Genomic DNA, 17,843 nt, shown 5'->3' with positions numbered 1-17,843 from the left:
GGAGAAGTCTTGAGCGCACCGCTGCAACTGCCGCTGGCCCTGGTGTTCGGCGAGCCGGTCACCGAGGCGCCGCAGGACCTGTTCATCCCGCCGGATGCGCTGCGCGTCATCCTCGAAAGTTTCGAGGGACCGCTCGACCTGCTGCTGTACCTGATCCGCAAGCAGAACCTGAACGTGGTCGACATTCCGATGGCGCGCATCACCGCGCAGTACATGGAGTACATCGAGACCATGCTGACGGCGCGGCTGGAACTGGCCGCCGAGTACCTGCTGATGGCGGCGCTGCTGATCGAGATCAAGTCGCGCATGCTGCTGCCGAAGCCGCCGTCCGAACTGGAAAACGAAGTCGAGGACCCGCGCGCCGAACTGGTACGCCGGCTGCTTGAGTACGAGCAGATGAAGCTGGCGGCACTGGAACTCGACCGGCTGCCGCAGGCCGAGCGCGACTTTGCCTGGCTGGCGATCCTGGTCGAGCAGAGCGCGGAAAAACGCCTGCCGGAGATCGGCGTCGCCGACCTGAAGCAGGCGTGGATGGCCATCCTCGCCCGTGCCCGCCATCACAAGCATCACCAGATCCAGCAGGACGAGCTGTCGGTACGCGAGCAGATGAGCGCCATGCTGCGCATCCTGGCGCTGAAACCGTTCGTCGAATTTGGTGAGCTGTTCGTGCCGGAGCTCGGCGTCAGCCATGTGGTGGTCAACTTCATCGCCATGCTGGAACTGGCGAAGGAGGGCATGGTGGTCATCAGCCAGGACCAGGCCTATGCCCCGATCTACGTGCGACTGTCGGTGCAGCCGGTGGCGCGCGCGGTCGGCTGAGCCCGGCCGGTCGCTGACGGGCTGTCCGGGCCGGCATCGTCCGGCCAGTCCATGTCCCGCGTGTCGCCCATCATGAACGGCCGGTTCGCGTCCATGGCCGCACGCAGGTAGTCCCACAGCGCAGCGACACGGGCAAGGTGGCGGCGCTCCTGCGGTGCCACGATCCAGAACTGGCGCACTACCTGGACGTCGTGCGCCAGCACCGGCAGCAGGCTGTCGCTGTGGCTGGCGAGAAAACACGGCAAGACCGCCAGCCCGAAGCCGCGCTGGGCCGCGGTGAACTGGGCGATCACGCTGCTGCTGCGCACATTCAGCCGCGCGCCGGGCGCGATATCGCCGAGATAGCGCAATTCCTCACTGAACAGCAGGTCGTCGGCGTAACCGATGAGCGCGTGCGCTGCCAGATCGTCGCGCTGGCGGATCGGCGCATGGCGTTCCAGATAGCCGGCAGTGGCATACAGGCCGAGCCGGTAGTCGGTCAGCTTGCTGACGATATACGGGCCACTCTGCGGCCGCTCGATCGAGATCGCCACGTCGGCCTCGTGCTTGGACAGATTGACGAAGCGCGGCACCGGCAGGACATCGGCGGCGATCTGCGGATGGCGATGGCAGAAGTGCGCCAGCAGCGGCGCCAGCACATAGCTGCCGAAGCCCTCGGTCGCCCCGACCCGGACCCGGCCGAACAGCTGCCGGTCATGGCCGGCGACATGTTCCGTCGCCTGCTGCAGGGTGCTTTCCATCTGCCGCGCGTATTCCAGCAACTGGTAGCCCTGCGGCGTCAGCGCCGCGCCCTGGTTGTTGCGCTCGAACAACTGGCTGCCCAGCTGCTGCTCGAAACGGCGCAGCCGCCGCGACACCGTCGAGTGGTCCATGCCCAGCCGCCGCGCCGCCTGTACCAGCGTCTCGCTGCGGGCAATCTCCAGAAAGACACGCAGATTGTCCCAGTCCATCTTCTGTCTCCCTTTATGCGGCACTGCAATATGAAGCCCGCTGTGCATTTTTGCACAGTTGCATTGGTTGCGTGCCTATTGTCCAACAATCCGGCGACCCCTAGTATCGACCTGCCTGCCCAAGGCGGCGACGCCACGCCATTCCGCTCCGGCAGAGAGCAAGCCGGCGTCGCCAGGAGACAGCGCACTGCTGATGCAGCGCGCCCACAGGAGGAGATCACATGAATGGTATCCCGCACGCGGTGGCCCTGCGCCGCCGGTCCCTCGTCGCCAGTGCGCTGACCTGCGCCTTTGTCGCCGCGCCGGCCCTGGCACAGATTCCCGGCAACACCGTCCGCCTCGGCGTGCTGACCGACATGTCCGGCAACTATGCCGGCATGGGCGGCAAGGGCTCGGTCATTGCCGCCAATATGGCGATCGAAGACTGCCTGAAGGCCGAATGCAAGGGGCTGAAGATCGAGCTGCTGTCGGCCGATCACCAGAACAAGGCCGATGTCGCCGCAGCCAAGGCGCGCGAGTGGATCGACCGCAACAAGGTCAATGCGCTGGCCGACCTGACCAACTCGGCGGCCGCGCTGGCCATCCAGAAGCTGGCGCTGGACAAGGGGGTTATCGCGCTGTACAGCGGCCCGGCCACCACCCGGCTGACCAATGAGGACTGCTCGCCATACGGCTTCCACTGGATGTTCGACACCTATTCGCAGGCGGTCGGCACGGCGGCGGCGCTGACCCGGCTAGGGCAGAAGTCATGGTATTTCGTCACCGTCGACTACGCATTCGGCCAGTCGCTGGAGCAGGACGCCGGCGACGTGGTGAAAAAACTCGGCGGCACGGTGGTCGGACGCATCCGCCATCCGCTGAATACCAATGATTTTTCGTCGTACCTGATGCAGGCGCAGGCGTCGAAAGCCCAGGTGATCGGTCTGGCCAGCGGCGGCCAGGACACGGTCAACGCGATCAAGCAGGCGCGCGAATTCGGTGTCGGCAACAGTCAGAACCAGCGGCTGGCCGCCTTGCTGCTGTTTCTGTCCGACGTGCATGCGCTCGGTCTGAAGACCGCGCAGGGGCTGACCTTTGCCGACGGCTTCTACTGGGATTTCGATGAGCGCACGCGTGCGTTCTCGAAGCGCTTCGAGGCCCGTTTCAGCGGCAACAAGCCGACCATGGTCCAGGCCGGCGTGTACTCCAGTGTCTATCATTACCTGAAGGCGGTCGCCGCCAGCCAGAGCGTGGATGCGGCCACTGTGGCGAAGAAAATGCGCGAAATTCCAATCAGCGACCCGGTGATGCGCAATGCGTCCATCCGGCCCGACGGGCGGGTGATCCACGATATGTACCTGTTCCAGGTCAAGACGCCGGCCGAGTCGAAGGCGCCGTGGGACTACCTGAAGCTGGTGACCCCCATTCCGGCCCGGCAGGCATTCAAGCCGCTCGATCCCGGCGCCTGCAAGCTGCTGAAACCTGTCTGATCCGGCCGTTCCCCGGCGGAGAAGGCGGGGAACGTGCGACCCTTCATCAAGGAGAGCCCCAATGAGTTCGTCCAGCATTCCGAACATCCCGCTGTTTATCGGCGGCCTGCCGGTCCAGTCGAAAACCACCGAGTGGCGCGATGTCGTCGACCCGGCCACCCAGGAGGTGGTCGCCCGCGTGCCGTTCGCGACCGGGGACGAAGTCCGGCTGGCCATCAGCAATGCCCGCGATGCGTACGCCAGCTGGCGGCAGACCTCGCTCGGCCAGCGCATGCGCATCATGCTGCGGCTGCAGCAACTGATTCGCGACAATGTCGGGCCGCTGTCCAGCCTGATCACCCGCGAGCACGGCAAGACCCTGCCGGATGCCGAGGGCGAAGTCATGCGCGGACTGGAGGCAGTCGAGCATGCGTGCGCGATCACCACCCTGCAGCAGGGCGAGTTGGCCGGCAATGCCGCCGGGGGCGTCGATGTGTACACCCGGCTGCAGCCGCTCGGCGTGGGCGCCGGCATCACCGCGTTCAATTTCCCGGTCATGCTGCCGTGCTTCATGTTCCCGATGGCCATTGCCTGCGGCAACACCTTTGTGCTGAAGCCGTCCGAACAGGACCCGTCCTCGACCATGCTGCTGGTCGAGCTGGCGCACGAAGCCGGGCTGCCGCCGGGAGTGCTGAATGTGGTTCATGGCGGACCGGAAGTGGCCGGCATGCTGTGCGACCATCCCGATATCAAGGCGCTGTCGTTTATCGGCTCGACCGCGGTCGGCACCCAGATCTACCGCCGTGCCAGCGATGCCGGCAAGCGGGTGCAGGCGATGATGGGCGCCAAGAACCACTGCGTGGTGATGCCGGACGCCAACGCGTCGCAGGCGATCAACCACCTGCTCGGTTCGGCGTTCGGCGCCGCCGGCCAGCGCTGCATGGCCAACTCGGTCGCGGTGCTGGTGGGGACCGCGCGCGACTGGCTGCCGGAAATCGCCGACCGCACCCGCGCCATGCGGGTCGGCCCCGGTACCGACCGCGAAGCCGACCTCGGCCCGCTGGTGTCGCCGGCGGCAAAGCGCCGGGTCGAGCAACTGATCGGCAGCGGGGTGGAGCAGGGCGCGACGCTGCTGGTCGACGGCCGTGACTGCAAGGTCGACGGCTACCCGGACGGCAACTTCGTCGGGCCGACGCTGTTCGCCGGCGTCAGTGCCGATATGGACATCTATCACCAGGAAATTTTCGGCCCGGTGCTGTGCGTGGTCGAGGTCGACACGCTGGAGGAAGCGATCCGCTTCATCAACGCCAATCCGAACGGCAATGGTACGTCGATCTTCACCTCGTCCGGCTGGGCGGCGCGGACGTTCGAGCAGGATATTGATGTCGGCCAGGTCGGCATCAATGTGCCGATCCCGGTACCGGTCGCCTATTTCAGCTTTACCGGTTCGCGGGCATCGAAACTGGGCGACCTGGGGCCGAACGGCAAGCAGGCGGTGCAATTCTGGACCCAGACCAAGACCGTGACCGCGCGCTGGTTCGAGCCGGACGCCGATGCGGCGGGCCGCATCAACACCACCATTTCCATGCACTGAGCCGGAGTCTCGTCATGTCACACACCATCGCTTTTATCGGTCTGGGCAATATGGGTCTGCCGATGGCCAGAAACCTGCTGGCGGCCGGGCATGCCGTGCGCGGCTTCGACCTGGTCGCTGCCGCGCTGGAGCAACTGGCCGCGGCCGGCGGACAGATCGCGGCATCGGTCGCCGATGCCGTGGCCGGCGCGGATGTGGTCATCACCATGCTGCCGGCCAGCAAGCATGTCGAACAGTGTTATCTGCCGGCGGGCGGCATCCTCGACACCGCCGCACCCGGCACGCTGCTGGTCGACTGCTCGACCATTGCCCCGGACAGCGCGCGCCGGGTGGCGGAACAGGCGGCCGAACGCGGCTTCGACATGATCGATGCGCCGGTGTCTGGCGGGACGGCCGGGGCCCGCGACGGCAAGCTGACCTTCATGGTCGGCGGTGACGCTGCCGCACTGGAGCGGGCGCGGCCACTGCTGGAGATCATGGGGCGGGCGGTGTTCCATGCCGGTGGCCATGGCGCCGGCCAGGCGGTGAAAGTCTGCAACAACATGCTGCTCGGCATCCAGATGATCGGCACCTGCGAGGCCATCCGGCTTGGCATCGCCAACGGGCTCGACCCGAAGGTGGTGTCGGAGGTGATGCGCCAGAGCAGCGGCCACAACTGGGTGCTGGACGTCTATAACCCGTGTCCTGGCGTGATGGAGGGCGTGCCGGCGTCGCGCGACTACGGTGGCGGGTTCGGTGTCGATCTGATGCTGAAGGACTTGGGTCTGGCCGAACAGAGCGCGCTGGCCAGCCAGGCCTCGACGCCGATGGGCGCGCTGGCGCGCAATCTGTTCGATCTGCACAGCAAGAACGGGGCCGGCGGACTCGATTTTTCCAGCATTTTTCGTATGCTGGGCCGACAGGATCCGTCCTGACCCCGGTCGTCTCACCGTTCGTCGCAGAAAAAACTGTTCCTGCAGGTCTTTTCCTGCAGGGCAGTTTTTTTGCTTTTACAATCAGCTTGTTGACCTTTTTTTGCCACAAACTTGCCAAATTGCAATCTGTCGTCTACGCCGCGCGGCAAAATGATAAAATCGGCTATGTAATTTGCATCTGCATTGAAAAATGACGGATCGCAACAAAAAAACCACTTTGCTTGCGGAGCAGCAAAAATTTCCGGCAGCAACTATGGTGAACTTCGCTTGACTAAGACAAATCCTACGCGCGAGTATCCAAATTCGGGCCGGGACCGGATCCGCTTGAGCCCAGGGCAGGGCGTCCGGTCGCTGAACAGACGGACGGCCTCCGACTGTATGCCGCTTCGCAACCGCCAGAATGCTGAAATATGAAAACAATTGATGAGTCGATTTCCTCGCTGGACTTTCCTGCCCTGGAAAAGGTCGAACCCCGGCACCCCGCCCGGAAAGCGAAGGAAGTGTTCTCCACCGACCACTGTCGTTATTTCACCGAGCGTGATTTCGAACGCATTCTGGAAAATCTGGACGGTCTGCGCGCCCAGGTGTTCCCGCCGGAAGTGCCCGGCGAGCTGATCGAGCAGCCGAGCAGCCAGCAGTTCCCGTCGGTGTGCCTGATCGGGCTCGGGCGCTGCGGCTCGAACATCGCGGTCGACGTGGCCTCGCTGGTCTACAACGCGCGCAAGTTCTACCTGAACGAATTCAATGCCGAGGAAAAGCAGCCGGTCGAGAAGGAATACCGCCCGGTCAGCTGGATCCGCCGCAATCTGCTGATGTCGCCGAACCGGGCTGCCAAGCCGGTGTTCCTGATCGAACCGATGGTGATGCTCGGTGACCTGGACAAGGACATCAAGGGCCGCATCCACCTGTCGCGCAAGGGCGAGCAGAGCGGTTTCCTCGAAGACTACAACAAGATGAAAATCATGGACCTGTCCGAGGTCCATGCCGGCGGCGCCGGCAACGCGCCGATTCTCGGCCAGTACCTGGCCAAGATCATCCTGAACAAGGATACCCAGCACTTCTCGAACGCCGACTGGAAATTCATCCACTCGTACCTGATCGACTCGTGCGGGATAAAGGCCAACCAGTCGCGACTGTATTTCTACATTTTCAGTGCAGGCGGCGGCACCGGTTCCGGCATGGCGTCCGAATTCGGCCTGGCGCAGCAGTATGCGTACATGAGCAAGACTTTCGACACCCGGACCGAGTCCGAGGACGAAGGCAACCGCGGCTACTCGTTCGTGTTCGAGCCGATCTTCACCAGCAGCATCTGCATCCTGCCGAACATCTCCGACAGCCGGGTCGAAGTGTCCGAGGCGCTGCATATCAATGCCGGTCGTCTGCTGTGCAAGTATCTGTCCGAAGAGTGGGACTTCTCGTACAACTTCGACACGGAAGAGTCGAACGCCGAAAGCGTGATGCGCCGCATGCGGCCGTGGAACGCCATGATGCTGATCTCCAACGACATCATGCGTTACGCCGAGGAAAGCGACGACGGCAACATCCAGAACATCGACGTGAACGCCATGGAGCGTCACGCCAACCAGTACATCTCGCAGCAGATCTTCAACATCCTGACTGCGCAGGCGGTGACGACCGACTACGACCAGAACTATTTCCGTCGTGCCGGCATCGACATCGGCGAAACCATCCGCCTGGATGCCAACGACCTGTTCATGAGCCTGGCCGGCCCGGTCGCCGTGGCCTATGCCGAATCGGTGGTGCCGGAACTGCCGGCCACCGCGCTGGACGGCGAGCCGCTGCGACTGGATATCGACGACCTGTTCTTCCGCTCGATCGACCTGCCGCACTTCAACCGCGCGACCCAGGCGATCGAAGGCATCAGCCTGCTGCCGATCGAATCGGACCGCTATCGTGCCGCGCTGGACGAGTACAAGCGCTCCGGCTACGACGCGACCAAGCTCAGCGACCTGTTCTTCTTCAAGAACTGCTCGTCGGTGGTGTCGATCGTGTCGCTGCCGAAGGGCTACAAGCTGTCGTACATGGACCTGAACCGGCTGAAATCGCACCTGAACAGCCTGTTCCCGAACACCACGCTGAAGCGCTATGCGCTGGTGATCGGGGCGTCGGCCAATCTGTCGCTGACCACGCTGGTGGTCAAGAGCGCCTGCCTGAGCGACGACTTCCTGACCCTGTTCGTGGCCTTTATCAAGCGCTGCTTCGCTCACGACCAGTATCGCTACGACGAGAGCCTGGACAATGCGATCCTCGACTTCATCAAGGCCGAGGAATTCGACGAGTCGGCGGTCGATTCGATGCTGCACGAGTACGAGAACCCGGCCAAGATCCTCGATACCAACTGGTATGCGATCAAGCCGATGTACGAAAAGAAATATCGCGAACTGATCCGCGACCAGAGCAAGTTCGTGTCGATCAACGATATCCGTCTGACGCGCGAGAACGTGAAGAAGGCGATCAAGTACCTGCGCGAGATCTACCGCCACCGCATCGGCAAGACGCGGGTCGTGTCGCTGAACGACTACGGCCTGCCGATCCCGTCGTCCTCCGGCCACTGAGTCTCCGCTTCCCGCCACCCGGACAACGGCTGTGCCCTGGCACAGCCGTCAGACTGCTGATAAAGGTGGGCGCCAACGTTCACAGTGGCGTTGGTACATGCCCGACTGACAGAATCTGCCGTGAGCACGGCAGTCTGCCTGATCGAATCCTGCCTCTTCCGTCCCCGCCGCCGCGGGGAAACCTCGCTTCGCTCGTCCGTTCTTTGCGGGCAAGGTTTATGGACAGTCTGACGGCAGTGCCCTGGCACCGCCGTTTTCTTCCATCATTCCTGCGGAATGGCGATTTTGCCCGTGATATCATCCGCGCATGATCCGATTGCCGATTTCCCGACTCCTGATTCACGCACCGTCATACCGCTGTCTGCTGCTTGCTGCCGGGCTTGGTGCGACCGCGGCATGCAGCAAGACGCCGGAGGCCAGCCCGCCGGCCGACGCGTTTGCCGTCAGTGCCGAACGCACCTGTCGCAACGCGATAGAAGCCAATACCCTGACTGCCGGCGGTCTGGGCGAGAACCTGCTGCATTCGCCATTCCGCGTTCGCAGTCTGGGCCGGGACCGCTACGCGGTCGAGGCCAGCTACTCGATGGCGCTGCCGAACAGCGAGCTGCGCAAGATGAGCGTCGTCTGTGAAGTCAGTGACAAGGGGCGCACGCTGGATCGTTTTTCCTCGACCTCGGCATCCTGACCCGCAGCCCCGGTCGGGGCTGGACTCCTATTCTTCCGGCACGGCGACCGGCGGCGCGATGCCGTCGTAGGCATCGCCCACCCGCAGGCAGGCTTCGATCTCGACGCCCAGCAGCTTGCTGTAGCTGCGGATGATGCCGACCACATAGACCCACTCCGGCAGGCGCGTCTCGTCGCCGGCCTCCAGCGCGGCGATCTGCGACTGCGAACGGTGCATCGCCGCGGCGACCTGGGCAAGGGTGTAGCGCTGCTGCTCGCGTGCCTCCCTGAGCTGGTTGCCGATACGTGCCACGAGTTCGCTTTGTGTCTGCATGGGAGAGGGGTCCGCGGTCAAATGGGGGAAGCCGGCTGCACTGCCGGGGAGTGGCAGTGCGCAGGCGGGACGAATTATCAGCTATGCATACGGTCTGGAATTTGCGCCAGATTCAATGTCACCCACATTATGAACGAGCCGGACGCTTCAGGCCCGTTTCGCGTGCCGGCAGCAACTGTCGGCACGCGGCGGGTCAGCGGATGGTGCCGTCCAGCGTGGTCAGCGCGCGATAGTATTCCGGCCGCCGATCGCGGAATACTCCCCAGGCGCGGCGCTTGGCGGCAATGGCGTCGAGGTCGAAAGTGTGGACCAGCACCTCGCGACGGTCAGCGGAGGCTTCCGCCACCAGTTCGCCTTCCGGCCCGGCAATGAACGAACGGCCATGGAAGGTGTCGCTGCCACCGTCCATGGTTTCGGTACCGATGCGGTTGCTGGCCAGCAGCGGCATCACATTGGCCGCGGCATGGCCCTGCTGGACCCGGATCCAGTGGTCGGCCGACTGGATGCCTGCATCATGCGGCTCGCTGCCGATGGCGGTCGGATACAGCAGGATTTCCGCCCCCATCAGCGCCATGGCGCGGGCGCATTCCGGAAACCACTGGTCCCAGCAGATGCCGACGCCGATCCGGCCGACCCGGGTATCCCAGACCTTGAAGCCGAGATCGCCGGGGCTGAAGTAGTATTTTTCCTGGTAGCCGGGGCCGTCGGGGATGTGCATCTTCCGGTAGCGGCCGAGCAGTGTGCCGTCGGCGTCGATCATGGCCACGCTGTTGAAATGGCTCTGGCCGGCACGCTCGAAAAAGCTGACCGGCAGCACCACGCCAAGTTCGCGCGCCAGCGCCTGGAAGCGCGGCAGCCAGCCGTGGGTTTCCAGCGGCTGCGCCAGCTCGAACAGCGGCGCATGCTGGTCGATGCAGAAATACGGTGTCTCGAACAGTTCCTGCAGCAGGATCAGCCCGGCGCCGCGGCTGGCGGCTTCGCGCACCAGTCCGATGGCGTTGTCGATATTGCGTTCACGGTCCCAGTCGCAGGCCATCTGCGTTGCGGCGACGGTAACAGGTCTCATCTTGATCCTCGGTCGGCGCGGCCGGGCGTGTTCCGGCCGGCTAGCGCGGCTTGCGCGGCAGCCAGTCCGGTCGTTCCGTCCGCGGGTGATCGATGCCCGACGGGGCATCGCTGACCAGATTATCGCGCACGGTCGGACCGGGCGCTTCCGGTCTGTGGGTCGTCAGTCGATCCAGCTCAAAGAAACCGCGTCGGGTCCTGCTGCTCGGGGTATGCATGGTTCCGTCTCCTGGTGGTGGGCCATCGTGCCGGTTGATGGTGCCGTGGTGTCCGGGTGGACGTTTCCTGTTTTGCAATTGGCATGCCAGTTAATGCCGGGTGCTCAATTTATTGCACGGCCAAGGTGTCTGGTTTGGCCTCTTTCGTCAAGAATAATAAACGCCCGATGATGCGGCCAGTGGTTATTCGTGCCTGAAATGGCTGCTGCATGACCTGTTTCATGCACTGATTTCGCGCGGAAATGCTCTGCGGCAGTGCAATATGGCTTATTGCACTGCAAAACAAGATATTCATTTGGCATTGCGATAAGCGCTGTGTGTTTGTTGTCAATTTTATTAAACGTCTCTATTCTGGGCCGGGTGTCGAAGGTGTTAAACAATCCGGCATTATCCGGCGCAGACCGGACACAGAATCCCGCACGGAAACCGGGAATGCGGCGCAACGATGCAGTTCGCCACGCTTTTCCGGGCTGGCCCGACTTTTGCAATCCACGGGTCAGGCATCCAGGCGGATGTCGACGAACGGTCCCCCGGACCGTCGTCTGGGAACTAGAGGAAGAGAAACGACATGAAGCATATTTTCCGCATTGGGGCGGCGGCGGTTGCTGTCGGGTGGGCCGTTCACGCCATGGCTGCCGGCGGCGAACTCCATATCTACAACTGGTCCGACTACATCGCCAAGGACACCGTTGCCAGGTTCGAGAAGGAAACCGGCATCAAGGTCCGCTACGATGTCTATGACTCGGACGAGACCCTGCAGGCCAAGCTGCTGACCGGCAAGTCCGGCTACGATCTGGTCAACCCGTCCAACGACTTCCTCAGCAAGCAGATCCAGTCCGGCGTGTACCAGAAACTCGACCGCTCGAAACTGCCGAACTGGAAAAACCTCGATCCGGCACTGCTGGCCAAGTTCGCCGCCAGCGATCCGGGCAATGCGTATTCGGTACCGTACATGTGGGGCACGACCACGATCGGCATCAATGTCGACAAGGTCAAGGCGGCACTGGGCGCCGATTACCCGGCCAATGAGTGGGAGCTGCTGTACAACCCGAAATACGTCAGCAAGCTCAAGCGCTGCGGCGTGTCGGTGCTGAACTCCGGCAATGATGTGTTCCCGTCGGTACTGCGCTATATCGGCAAGAGCCCGGTCAGTACCAGTCTCAATGACTACAAGGAAGCGGCGAAGACACTGGAAGCAGTGCGCCCGTATATCACCCGCTTCAACTCGTCTTCCTATATCAACGAGATGGCCAATGGCGAGCTGTGTCTGGCGCTCGGTTATTCCGGCGACCTGCTGATCGCCAACCAGCGGGCGAAGGAAGCGAAGAACGGTGTCAGGATCAAGGTCATCATCCCGAAAACCGGCGCCACGCTGTGGGCGAACATGATGGCGATTCCGAAGGACGCAAAGAACGTCGAGGCGGCGCACAAGTTCCTCGATTTCATCATGCGGCCCGATGTCGTGGCTGACATTTCCAACCAGGTGTTCTATGCCAATGCAAACAAGGCGGCGACACCCCTGGTCAACAAGGCGATTTCGGGCGACCCCAACGTCTACCCGAACGACGCGATCAAGCAGGTGCTGTGGACGCGGAACGTGCAGCCCGCCGATGTGCAGCGCGGCGTGACCCGGCTGTGGACCACGGTCAAGACCGGCCGCTAATTCCCCTGAACGCCCAGACCACCGTCCCGGCACTGCCGTATCGGGACGGCGGGGAGAAATCGCCATGAATGACCACACCGAAAAGAAACCGTATCTGCAGATCGTCAATGTCGTGAAGAAATTCGGCGACACGCTGGCGGTCGACCATGTCAGCCTCGATGTCGAGCGGCAGGAGATCTTCGCGCTGCTCGGTTCGTCCGGCTCCGGCAAGTCGACGCTGCTGCGCATGCTGGCCGGCATGGACCGCCCGACCAGCGGCCGCATCATCCTCGACGGGCAGGACATCACTGCACTGCCGCCGTACGAGCGGCCGATCAACATGATGTTCCAGAGCTATGCGCTGTTCCCGCACATGACGGTCGGCGAAAACATCGCCTTCGGCCTGAAGCAGGACCGGATGGCGAAAAAGGACATCGACGACCGGGTCAAGGAAATGCTCGCGCTGGTGCAGATGAGCAAGTACGCGAACCGCAAGCCGTACCAGTTGTCCGGTGGCCAGCAGCAGCGTGTCGCCCTGGCGCGCAGCCTGGCCAAGCGACCGAAGCTGTTGCTGCTCGACGAACCGCTCGGCGCGCTGGACAAGAAGCTGCGCCAGCAGACCCAGCTCGAACTGGTCAATACGCTGGAGAAAGTCGGCGTGACCTGCATGCTGGTCACCCATGACCAGGAGGAGGCGATGACCATGGCCGGCCGCATCGGCATCATGAGCGAGGGCTGCCTGCTGCAGGTCGGCTCGCCCAGCCAGGTCTATGACTTCCCCAACTGCCGCTTTACCGCCGAATTCATCGGCGAGACCAATATGTTCCACGGCAAGGTGGTGGTGGACGAACCGGATCACATCGAGATCGACTCGGACGTCTTCGGCGGACGCATCTGCATCGACCATGGCATTTCCGGCCCGAAGGGCATGGAAGTCTGGGCGAGCGTCCGGCCCGAGGACGTCCATGTGGATCGGCATGCGCCGGCCCATGCCGCCAACGCGGTGAAAGGCGAGGTCAAGGAGATCGCCTACCTCGGCAGCTACTCGGTGTACCACATCAGGCTGGCGACCGGGAAAGTGGTCAAATCGATGGTGCCGTCCACCCGCTGGTATGAAGCGGGCGAGGAAGCGCCGACCTGGGGTGATCCGGTGTTCATCAGCTGGCGCGCCGACATGCCCGTGGTGCTGACCCAGTAAGGAGGCAGCCATGAATCTCAAGCGCACTCTCGACGCCTGGCTCAGGCCGGGCAGGGGAACCGTGATCGGCATCCCGTATTTCTGGTTGCTGCTGTTTTTCCTCGCCCCGTTCTTCATCGTGCTGAAAATCAGCTTTTCCGAGGTCGACATCGCCGTCCCGCCGTTCACGGCGCTGATGTCCAGCGAAGGCAGCCGGGTCACGTTTGCCTTCAACCTGGAGAACTACGCGTTCCTGTTCAGCGACGAGCTGTACATCGACACCTACCTGAGCTCGCTGAAAGTGGCGGCAGTCACCACCATCGCCTGCCTGCTGATCGGCTACCCGATCGCCTATGCGATCGCCCGTGCCAGCCCGGCGGCGCGCAATACCTTGCTGCTGCTGGTGATGCTGCCGTTCTGGACCTCGTTCCTGATCCGCGTGTATGCCTGGATGGGCATCCTCAAGGACAACGGGCTGATCAACAACCTGCTGCTCGGTCTGGGCGTGATCAGCGAGCCGCTGCGGATGATGCATACCGACTTCTCGCTGTATGTGGTGATGGTCTATGCCTACCTGCCGTTCATGATCCTGCCGCTGTATGCCCACCTGGTGAAAATGGACCTGCGGCTGCTGGAAGCGGCCGGGGATCTCGGTGCCCGGCCATGGAAAGCCTTCCTGGCCATCACGCTGCCCCTGTCCAAGGGCGGCATCATTGCCGGCTCGATGATGGTGTTCATTCCGGCGGTTGGCGAGTTCGTCATCCCGGAACTGGTCGGCGGCACCGAGACGCTGATGATCGGCAAGGTGCTGTGGAACGAGTTCTTCGACAACAACAACTGGCCGATGGCCTCCAGCGTGGCAATCGTCATGGTCTGCCTGTTGATCCTGCCGATCGTGTTCTTCCACCGCTATGAGACCCGGCAACTGGAGGGCGATCGTGGATAATCAGAAACTGCCCGGCTTCCTGAAGCTGTGCCTGATACTGGGCTACCTGTTCCTGTACGTGCCGATCATCAGCCTGATCGTCTACTCGTTCAACGACTCCAAGCTGGTGACGGTATGGGGCGGCTTCTCGGTCAAGTGGTACGGGGAGCTGCTGGAGGACGACGAACTGCTGTCGGCGCTGTGGCTGTCGGTCAAGGTGGCACTGAGTTCGGCCTTTGCGGCGATCATCCTTGGCACCATTGCCGGCTTCGTCATGGCGCGCTTCAAGCGTTTCCGCGGCAGCACGCTGTTTGCCGGCATGCTGACGGCGCCGATGGTGATGCCGGAAGTGATCACCGGTCTGTCGATGCTGTTGCTGTTCATCTCGATGCAGCAGGTGATCGGCGTTCCGGGCGAACGCGGGATGTTCACCATCTGGGTCGGCCATACCACGCTGTGCATGGCCTATGTGTCGGTGGTGGTCCGTTCGCGGCTGGTCGAGATGGACCGCAATATCGAGGATGCCGCCATGGACCTCGGCGCCCGGCCGCTGAAGATCTTCTTCGTCATCACGCTGCCGCTGATCTCGCAGGCGATCGCGTCCGGTTTCCTGCTGTCGCTGACACTGTCGCTGGACGATCTGGTAACCACCGCCTTCCTGTCCGGCCCCGGCTCGACCACGCTGCCGCAGGTGATTTTCTCGCGCGTCCGTCTCGGTCTGAACCCCGAAATCAACGCATTGGGCGCCATTACCGTGCTGGTGGTCGGTACACTGGTCATCGTGTCCAACTACCTGATGCTCAGTTCGCAGCGCAAGAAGGAAAAGGCCATTGCCGACGCGTTCCGCCAGGCCGGCGATGAGGAAAAGAGCAAGCTGGTCGGCGGGCTGCCTGCCGCCGGGCAAGCCTGAGTCTCCGGCCACCCGGCGCACAGCCGGGTGGCCGGACGTTTTCAAAGAGAATCCCATGTCATCCCTGTTCGCTTGTGCCCATCAGGACCATGTCGGGTCCTTCTATGCTGCCAGTTGCGGCGACATTCCCGTCTGGCCCGCGCTGACGGCGGAAACCCGTGCCGATGTCTGCGTGATCGGCGGTGGGCTGGCCGGTTTGTCCACGGCGCTGGAACTGGCCCGGCGCGGGTACGAGGTGGTTCTGCTGGAAGGCTCGCGCGCCGGCTGGGCCGCCAGTGGCCGCAACGGCGGACAGATCATCAATGGCTATGCGTGCGGACTGGACCTGTTCGAGTCCGCCGTCGGTCAGGCCGACAGCGAGCGGCTGTGGCAATGGTCGCTGGAGGCGATGGACATCGTCCGCGAACGCTGCGAGCAGCACGCCATCGACTGCGACCTGCATTTCGGTTATGTGCATGCGGCCAACAAGCCGCGCCATCTCGACGCGCTGGCGACCTGGGTGCGCGACATGGACACCCGCTACGGCTATCGCGCACTGGAATGGCTGGATCGCCCGGCCCTGCGGCGCCGGGTCGATACCGGACGCTACGTCGGCGGCGTGTTCGATCCGCACTCCGGCCATCTGCACCCGCTGAAATACACGCTCGGCCTGGCCCGCGCCGCCGTCGCAGCCGGCGTCCGGCTGTACGAGAACAGCGCCGCGACCCGGGTCGACAGCAGCGGGGAGCGGATCGTCATCCATACTGCCGCTGGCCAGGTGTCGGCCGAGCGGGCGGTGTTTGCCTGCAATGCGCTGGTCGGTGGGCTGGAACCGTCACTCAAGCGCAAGATCATGCCGGTCGGCACCTATGTCATTGCCACCGCGCCACTGGGCGAGGCGAGGGCGCGCTCGCTGCTGCCGGGCAATGACGCGGTGTGCGACAGCAACTTCGTCCTTGACTACTACCGGCTGTCTGCCGACCAGCGACTGCTGTTCGGCGGGAAAGTCAGCTATTCCGGCCACCCGCCGCGCGATCTGGCCGGCAGCATGCGCGCCGACATGCTGAAGGTGTTTCCGGGCCTGGCCGATGTCGGTATCGACTATGCATGGGGTGGTTTCTGCGACATCACGCTGAACCGGGCCCCGCACTTCGGCCGCCTGCATGGTGGCCGGGCCTTTTTCATGCAGGGCTTCTCCGGCCATGGCGTGGCGCTGACCGGGCTGGCCGGGCGGGTGGTGGCCGAAGCCATCGATGGTGACGACCAGCGACTGAAAGTGTTCGAGCGCCTTCCCCATCGCGATTTTCCCGGCGGCAGCCTGCTGCGCGCACCGGCACTGGTGGCGGCCATGAGCTATTTCCGCCTGCGTGACCTGATGCCCTGAGCCGGCATCACCCAGCTGCCGTTGCGTACCGAGTGCGTCGTAATGGTAGCGGCTGGTGCAGACGGTGGTTTCCAGCGTCTTGCCGAACGCGAACACTGGTAACGGAAGTTGGCAGGCTGACCGCTGTCGGCCTGTCGCGCATCACTGCTGTCGAGCGGGAGGCCGATGGATGAGAAGGCATAGTATTCGATGCGCTTGTCAGCGCGGTTGTGGCGAACGATGCGGACAGCACACTGCTGGTGGTCGGCGTGCCGGCGCAGCGGAGGGCTGAAAGAGCGTCTGTGACTGTGGGCATGCATGGGGGGCGCTAGTTAACGACGAATGAATGTCGCGCCTCCAGCCGTCGATGGCGTGGCACAACTGAAAACGACTTTCTGGCTACGTGCCAAAATGCCATGTATTCCTCCGATTTTTCGCGTATGGTGGGCCTCGGGATCGTCCAGGAAGCCATAGCGTTCCCCTGCTCCGTGGTAGCCAACCACCTGCACCCGCCGATAATCCAGCTTCCTCAGCTCGTCCCGCAAGGATTGCGCTGCAGCCAATGCGGCAGGGCCACCGATTTTTACTTCCGGCTGCGCGTTACTGATATTGACGGGATCCGCCGTATGACAACTTTTAAGTAAAATCCGTAGCGGAAGATCCGGCATGTCATGTTTGTAAAGACTGAAGGCCAGGTCCTGCATTGACATGAAGTTATTAAGCTCATCAAGGAAAAATGGCTTGCCGGCAGCACCATGAGCTAATATATGAAGCTTGTCATTCTCCTTGAGTTGACTGAGAATTTGGGAGGTGGTTATATCTTTTGTGCTCATCTGACTTGTTGCTAATCTTATATATTTTGGGGCGGAAGTAAATCTTTTAATTGCGGCACCTTTCCCCATTTTTCTATTTAATTCCACATCTGTGTTGTATTGGTTGAATCCCATTTCGCGAACTATCTGCTGCTCAAAAGCAGAATCAGATGCACCTTTTCTGAAGTCGCCTAACAGACTGTGAAGCTTACGGCGATTATCGCGATCGTAGAGTAAAACATCAAAAGGTGCTTTGTTGACCAATAACCTCTGCGTATTTTCTGCAATGGCCATATCCATAATATCCGGGCTCACTATCGGCATAAAAAGATAGCCTTTTCCTCCCTTCAGCCCATCCGGGTCACGCAACGTCAGCGGATTATTGCTGACCATGCGGAACAGATTCAGGCCATCAATGGTGCCCCCCGGATCGGGATTGATCCAGCGCCCGAGC

The 17,843-nt window shown here is 62.6% G+C and carries 17 protein-coding genes; 11 read left to right on the top strand and 6 right to left on the bottom strand.

What is annotated here, in order from left to right:
- Nucleotides 1-9: 9 nt before the first annotated feature.
- On the top strand, nucleotides 10-819 hold the full coding sequence (locus DFO50_RS11395) for a ScpA family protein (RefSeq protein ID WP_112692523.1): 810 nt from the start codon (nucleotides 10-12) through the stop codon (nucleotides 817-819).
- Here the strand turns inward: DFO50_RS11395 and DFO50_RS11390 are convergent.
- Nucleotides 774-1,769, bottom strand: a complete 996-nt coding sequence (locus DFO50_RS11390) for a LysR family transcriptional regulator (RefSeq protein ID WP_112692522.1) — start codon at nucleotides 1,767-1,769, stop codon at nucleotides 774-776. The genes DFO50_RS11395 and DFO50_RS11390 overlap by 46 nt on opposite strands.
- Before the next feature lie 221 nt (nucleotides 1,770-1,990).
- On the opposite strand from DFO50_RS11390, the gene DFO50_RS11385 reads away from it, so the two are divergent.
- The 3 genes from DFO50_RS11385 to mmsB all read left to right on the top strand — a co-directional run bounded on the left by DFO50_RS11385 (nucleotide 1,991) and on the right by mmsB (nucleotide 5,725).
- Nucleotides 1,991-3,238 (top strand): ABC transporter substrate-binding protein, encoded by a 1,248-nt coding sequence (locus DFO50_RS11385; RefSeq protein ID WP_112692521.1) that lies wholly within the window; start codon nucleotides 1,991-1,993, stop codon nucleotides 3,236-3,238.
- A 61-nt stretch (nucleotides 3,239-3,299) separates the two neighbouring features.
- On the top strand, nucleotides 3,300-4,811 hold the full coding sequence (locus tag DFO50_RS11380; RefSeq protein WP_107889869.1) for a CoA-acylating methylmalonate-semialdehyde dehydrogenase: 1,512 nt from the start codon (nucleotides 3,300-3,302) through the stop codon (nucleotides 4,809-4,811).
- A 14-nt stretch (nucleotides 4,812-4,825) separates the two neighbouring features.
- Complete coding sequence (gene mmsB / locus DFO50_RS11375; RefSeq protein ID WP_028499192.1) at nucleotides 4,826-5,725, top strand: 3-hydroxyisobutyrate dehydrogenase; 900 nt, start codon at nucleotides 4,826-4,828, stop codon at nucleotides 5,723-5,725.
- A gap of 11 nt (nucleotides 5,726-5,736) precedes the next feature.
- Here mmsB and DFO50_RS18880 read toward each other — a convergent pair whose 3' ends face one another.
- Nucleotides 5,737-5,976: a hypothetical protein gene (locus DFO50_RS18880; protein ID WP_146745055.1), complete on the bottom strand. Its 240-nt coding sequence runs from the start codon at nucleotides 5,974-5,976 to the stop codon at nucleotides 5,737-5,739.
- Nucleotides 5,977-6,135: 159 nt separating this feature from the next.
- Here DFO50_RS18880 and DFO50_RS11370 point away from each other — a divergent pair, with 159 nt between their 5' ends.
- Nucleotides 6,136-8,301, top strand: a complete 2,166-nt coding sequence (locus DFO50_RS11370) for a hypothetical protein (protein ID WP_084300041.1) — start codon at nucleotides 6,136-6,138, stop codon at nucleotides 8,299-8,301.
- A 307-nt stretch (nucleotides 8,302-8,608) separates the two neighbouring features.
- Nucleotides 8,609-8,986, top strand: a complete 378-nt coding sequence (locus tag DFO50_RS11365; RefSeq protein ID WP_036385863.1) for a hypothetical protein — start codon at nucleotides 8,609-8,611, stop codon at nucleotides 8,984-8,986.
- Between the two features lie 27 nt (nucleotides 8,987-9,013).
- Here the strand turns inward: DFO50_RS11365 and DFO50_RS11360 are convergent, their stop codons facing one another.
- The 3 genes from DFO50_RS11360 to DFO50_RS19180 form a co-directional block, all read right to left on the bottom strand.
- A complete protein-coding gene (locus tag DFO50_RS11360) occupies nucleotides 9,014-9,298 on the bottom strand; it encodes a RodZ family helix-turn-helix domain-containing protein (protein ID WP_028499194.1) in 285 nt (94 codons plus the stop codon).
- A gap of 193 nt (nucleotides 9,299-9,491) precedes the next feature.
- A complete protein-coding gene (gene aguB, locus DFO50_RS11355; RefSeq protein WP_107889871.1) occupies nucleotides 9,492-10,364 on the bottom strand; it encodes an N-carbamoylputrescine amidase in 873 nt (290 codons plus the stop codon).
- 40 nt (nucleotides 10,365-10,404) lie between these two features.
- A complete protein-coding gene (locus tag DFO50_RS19180; RefSeq protein ID WP_156952520.1) occupies nucleotides 10,405-10,581 on the bottom strand; it encodes a hypothetical protein in 177 nt (58 codons plus the stop codon).
- 568 nt (nucleotides 10,582-11,149) lie between these two features.
- On the opposite strand from DFO50_RS19180, the gene DFO50_RS11350 reads away from it, so the two are divergent.
- From DFO50_RS11350 to DFO50_RS11330, 5 genes are all read left to right on the top strand, one after another.
- Nucleotides 11,150-12,244 (top strand): polyamine ABC transporter substrate-binding protein, encoded by a 1,095-nt coding sequence (locus tag DFO50_RS11350; protein ID WP_107889872.1) that lies wholly within the window; start codon nucleotides 11,150-11,152, stop codon nucleotides 12,242-12,244.
- 64 nt (nucleotides 12,245-12,308) lie between these two features.
- Nucleotides 12,309-13,421, top strand: a complete 1,113-nt coding sequence (locus tag DFO50_RS11345) for an ABC transporter ATP-binding protein (protein WP_028499197.1) — start codon at nucleotides 12,309-12,311, stop codon at nucleotides 13,419-13,421.
- A gap of 10 nt (nucleotides 13,422-13,431) precedes the next feature.
- A complete protein-coding gene (locus tag DFO50_RS11340; protein WP_107889873.1) occupies nucleotides 13,432-14,346 on the top strand; it encodes an ABC transporter permease subunit in 915 nt (304 codons plus the stop codon).
- Nucleotides 14,339-15,235 (top strand): ABC transporter permease subunit, encoded by an 897-nt coding sequence (locus DFO50_RS11335; RefSeq protein WP_169735645.1) that lies wholly within the window; start codon nucleotides 14,339-14,341, stop codon nucleotides 15,233-15,235. Before DFO50_RS11340 ends, DFO50_RS11335 begins: the two co-directional genes overlap by 8 nt.
- A 55-nt stretch (nucleotides 15,236-15,290) precedes the next feature.
- The gene (locus tag DFO50_RS11330; RefSeq protein WP_036385866.1) at nucleotides 15,291-16,598 is read left to right on the top strand and encodes an FAD-binding oxidoreductase; all 1,308 of its coding nucleotides are present in this window, start codon (nucleotides 15,291-15,293) and stop codon (nucleotides 16,596-16,598) included.
- Nucleotides 16,599-16,909: 311 nt separating this feature from the next.
- On the opposite strand, the gene DFO50_RS11325 is transcribed toward DFO50_RS11330, so the two are convergent.
- The coding region (locus tag DFO50_RS11325; RefSeq protein ID WP_146745054.1) for an RHS repeat-associated core domain-containing protein at nucleotides 16,910-17,843 on the bottom strand (934 nt) is incomplete at its 5' end.

It is taken from the genome of Microvirgula sp. AG722 (assembly GCF_003269145.1).
Lineage (GTDB): Bacteria > Pseudomonadota > Gammaproteobacteria > Burkholderiales > Aquaspirillaceae > Microvirgula > Microvirgula aerodenitrificans.
Note: the sequence above shows the minus strand (reverse complement) of the source record. Positions and strands in the feature narration are given on the sequence as shown.

Bases quoted from the DNA above. Each gene is read 5' to 3' on its own strand.
- DFO50_RS11390 (WP_112692522.1), bottom strand. From the start codon at position 1,769: ATGGACTGGGACAATCTGCGTGTCTTTCTGGAGATTGCCCGCAGCGAG.
- DFO50_RS11385 (WP_112692521.1), top strand. From the start codon at position 1,991: ATGAATGGTATCCCGCACGCGGTGGCCCTGCGCCGCCGGTCCCTCGTC.
- DFO50_RS11380 (WP_107889869.1), top strand. From the start codon at position 3,300: ATGAGTTCGTCCAGCATTCCGAACATCCCGCTGTTTATCGGCGGCCTG.
- mmsB (WP_028499192.1), top strand. From the start codon at position 4,826: ATGTCACACACCATCGCTTTTATCGGTCTGGGCAATATGGGTCTGCCG.
- DFO50_RS11370 (WP_084300041.1), top strand. From the start codon at position 6,136: ATGAAAACAATTGATGAGTCGATTTCCTCGCTGGACTTTCCTGCCCTG.
- DFO50_RS11365 (WP_036385863.1), top strand. From the start codon at position 8,609: ATGATCCGATTGCCGATTTCCCGACTCCTGATTCACGCACCGTCATAC.
- DFO50_RS11360 (WP_028499194.1), bottom strand. From the start codon at position 9,298: ATGCAGACACAAAGCGAACTCGTGGCACGTATCGGCAACCAGCTCAGG.
- aguB (WP_107889871.1), bottom strand. From the start codon at position 10,364: ATGAGACCTGTTACCGTCGCCGCAACGCAGATGGCCTGCGACTGGGAC.
- DFO50_RS19180 (WP_156952520.1), bottom strand. From the start codon at position 10,581: ATGCATACCCCGAGCAGCAGGACCCGACGCGGTTTCTTTGAGCTGGAT.
- DFO50_RS11350 (WP_107889872.1), top strand. From the start codon at position 11,150: ATGAAGCATATTTTCCGCATTGGGGCGGCGGCGGTTGCTGTCGGGTGG.
- DFO50_RS11345 (WP_028499197.1), top strand. From the start codon at position 12,309: ATGAATGACCACACCGAAAAGAAACCGTATCTGCAGATCGTCAATGTC.
- DFO50_RS11340 (WP_107889873.1), top strand. From the start codon at position 13,432: ATGAATCTCAAGCGCACTCTCGACGCCTGGCTCAGGCCGGGCAGGGGA.
- DFO50_RS11330 (WP_036385866.1), top strand. From the start codon at position 15,291: ATGTCATCCCTGTTCGCTTGTGCCCATCAGGACCATGTCGGGTCCTTC.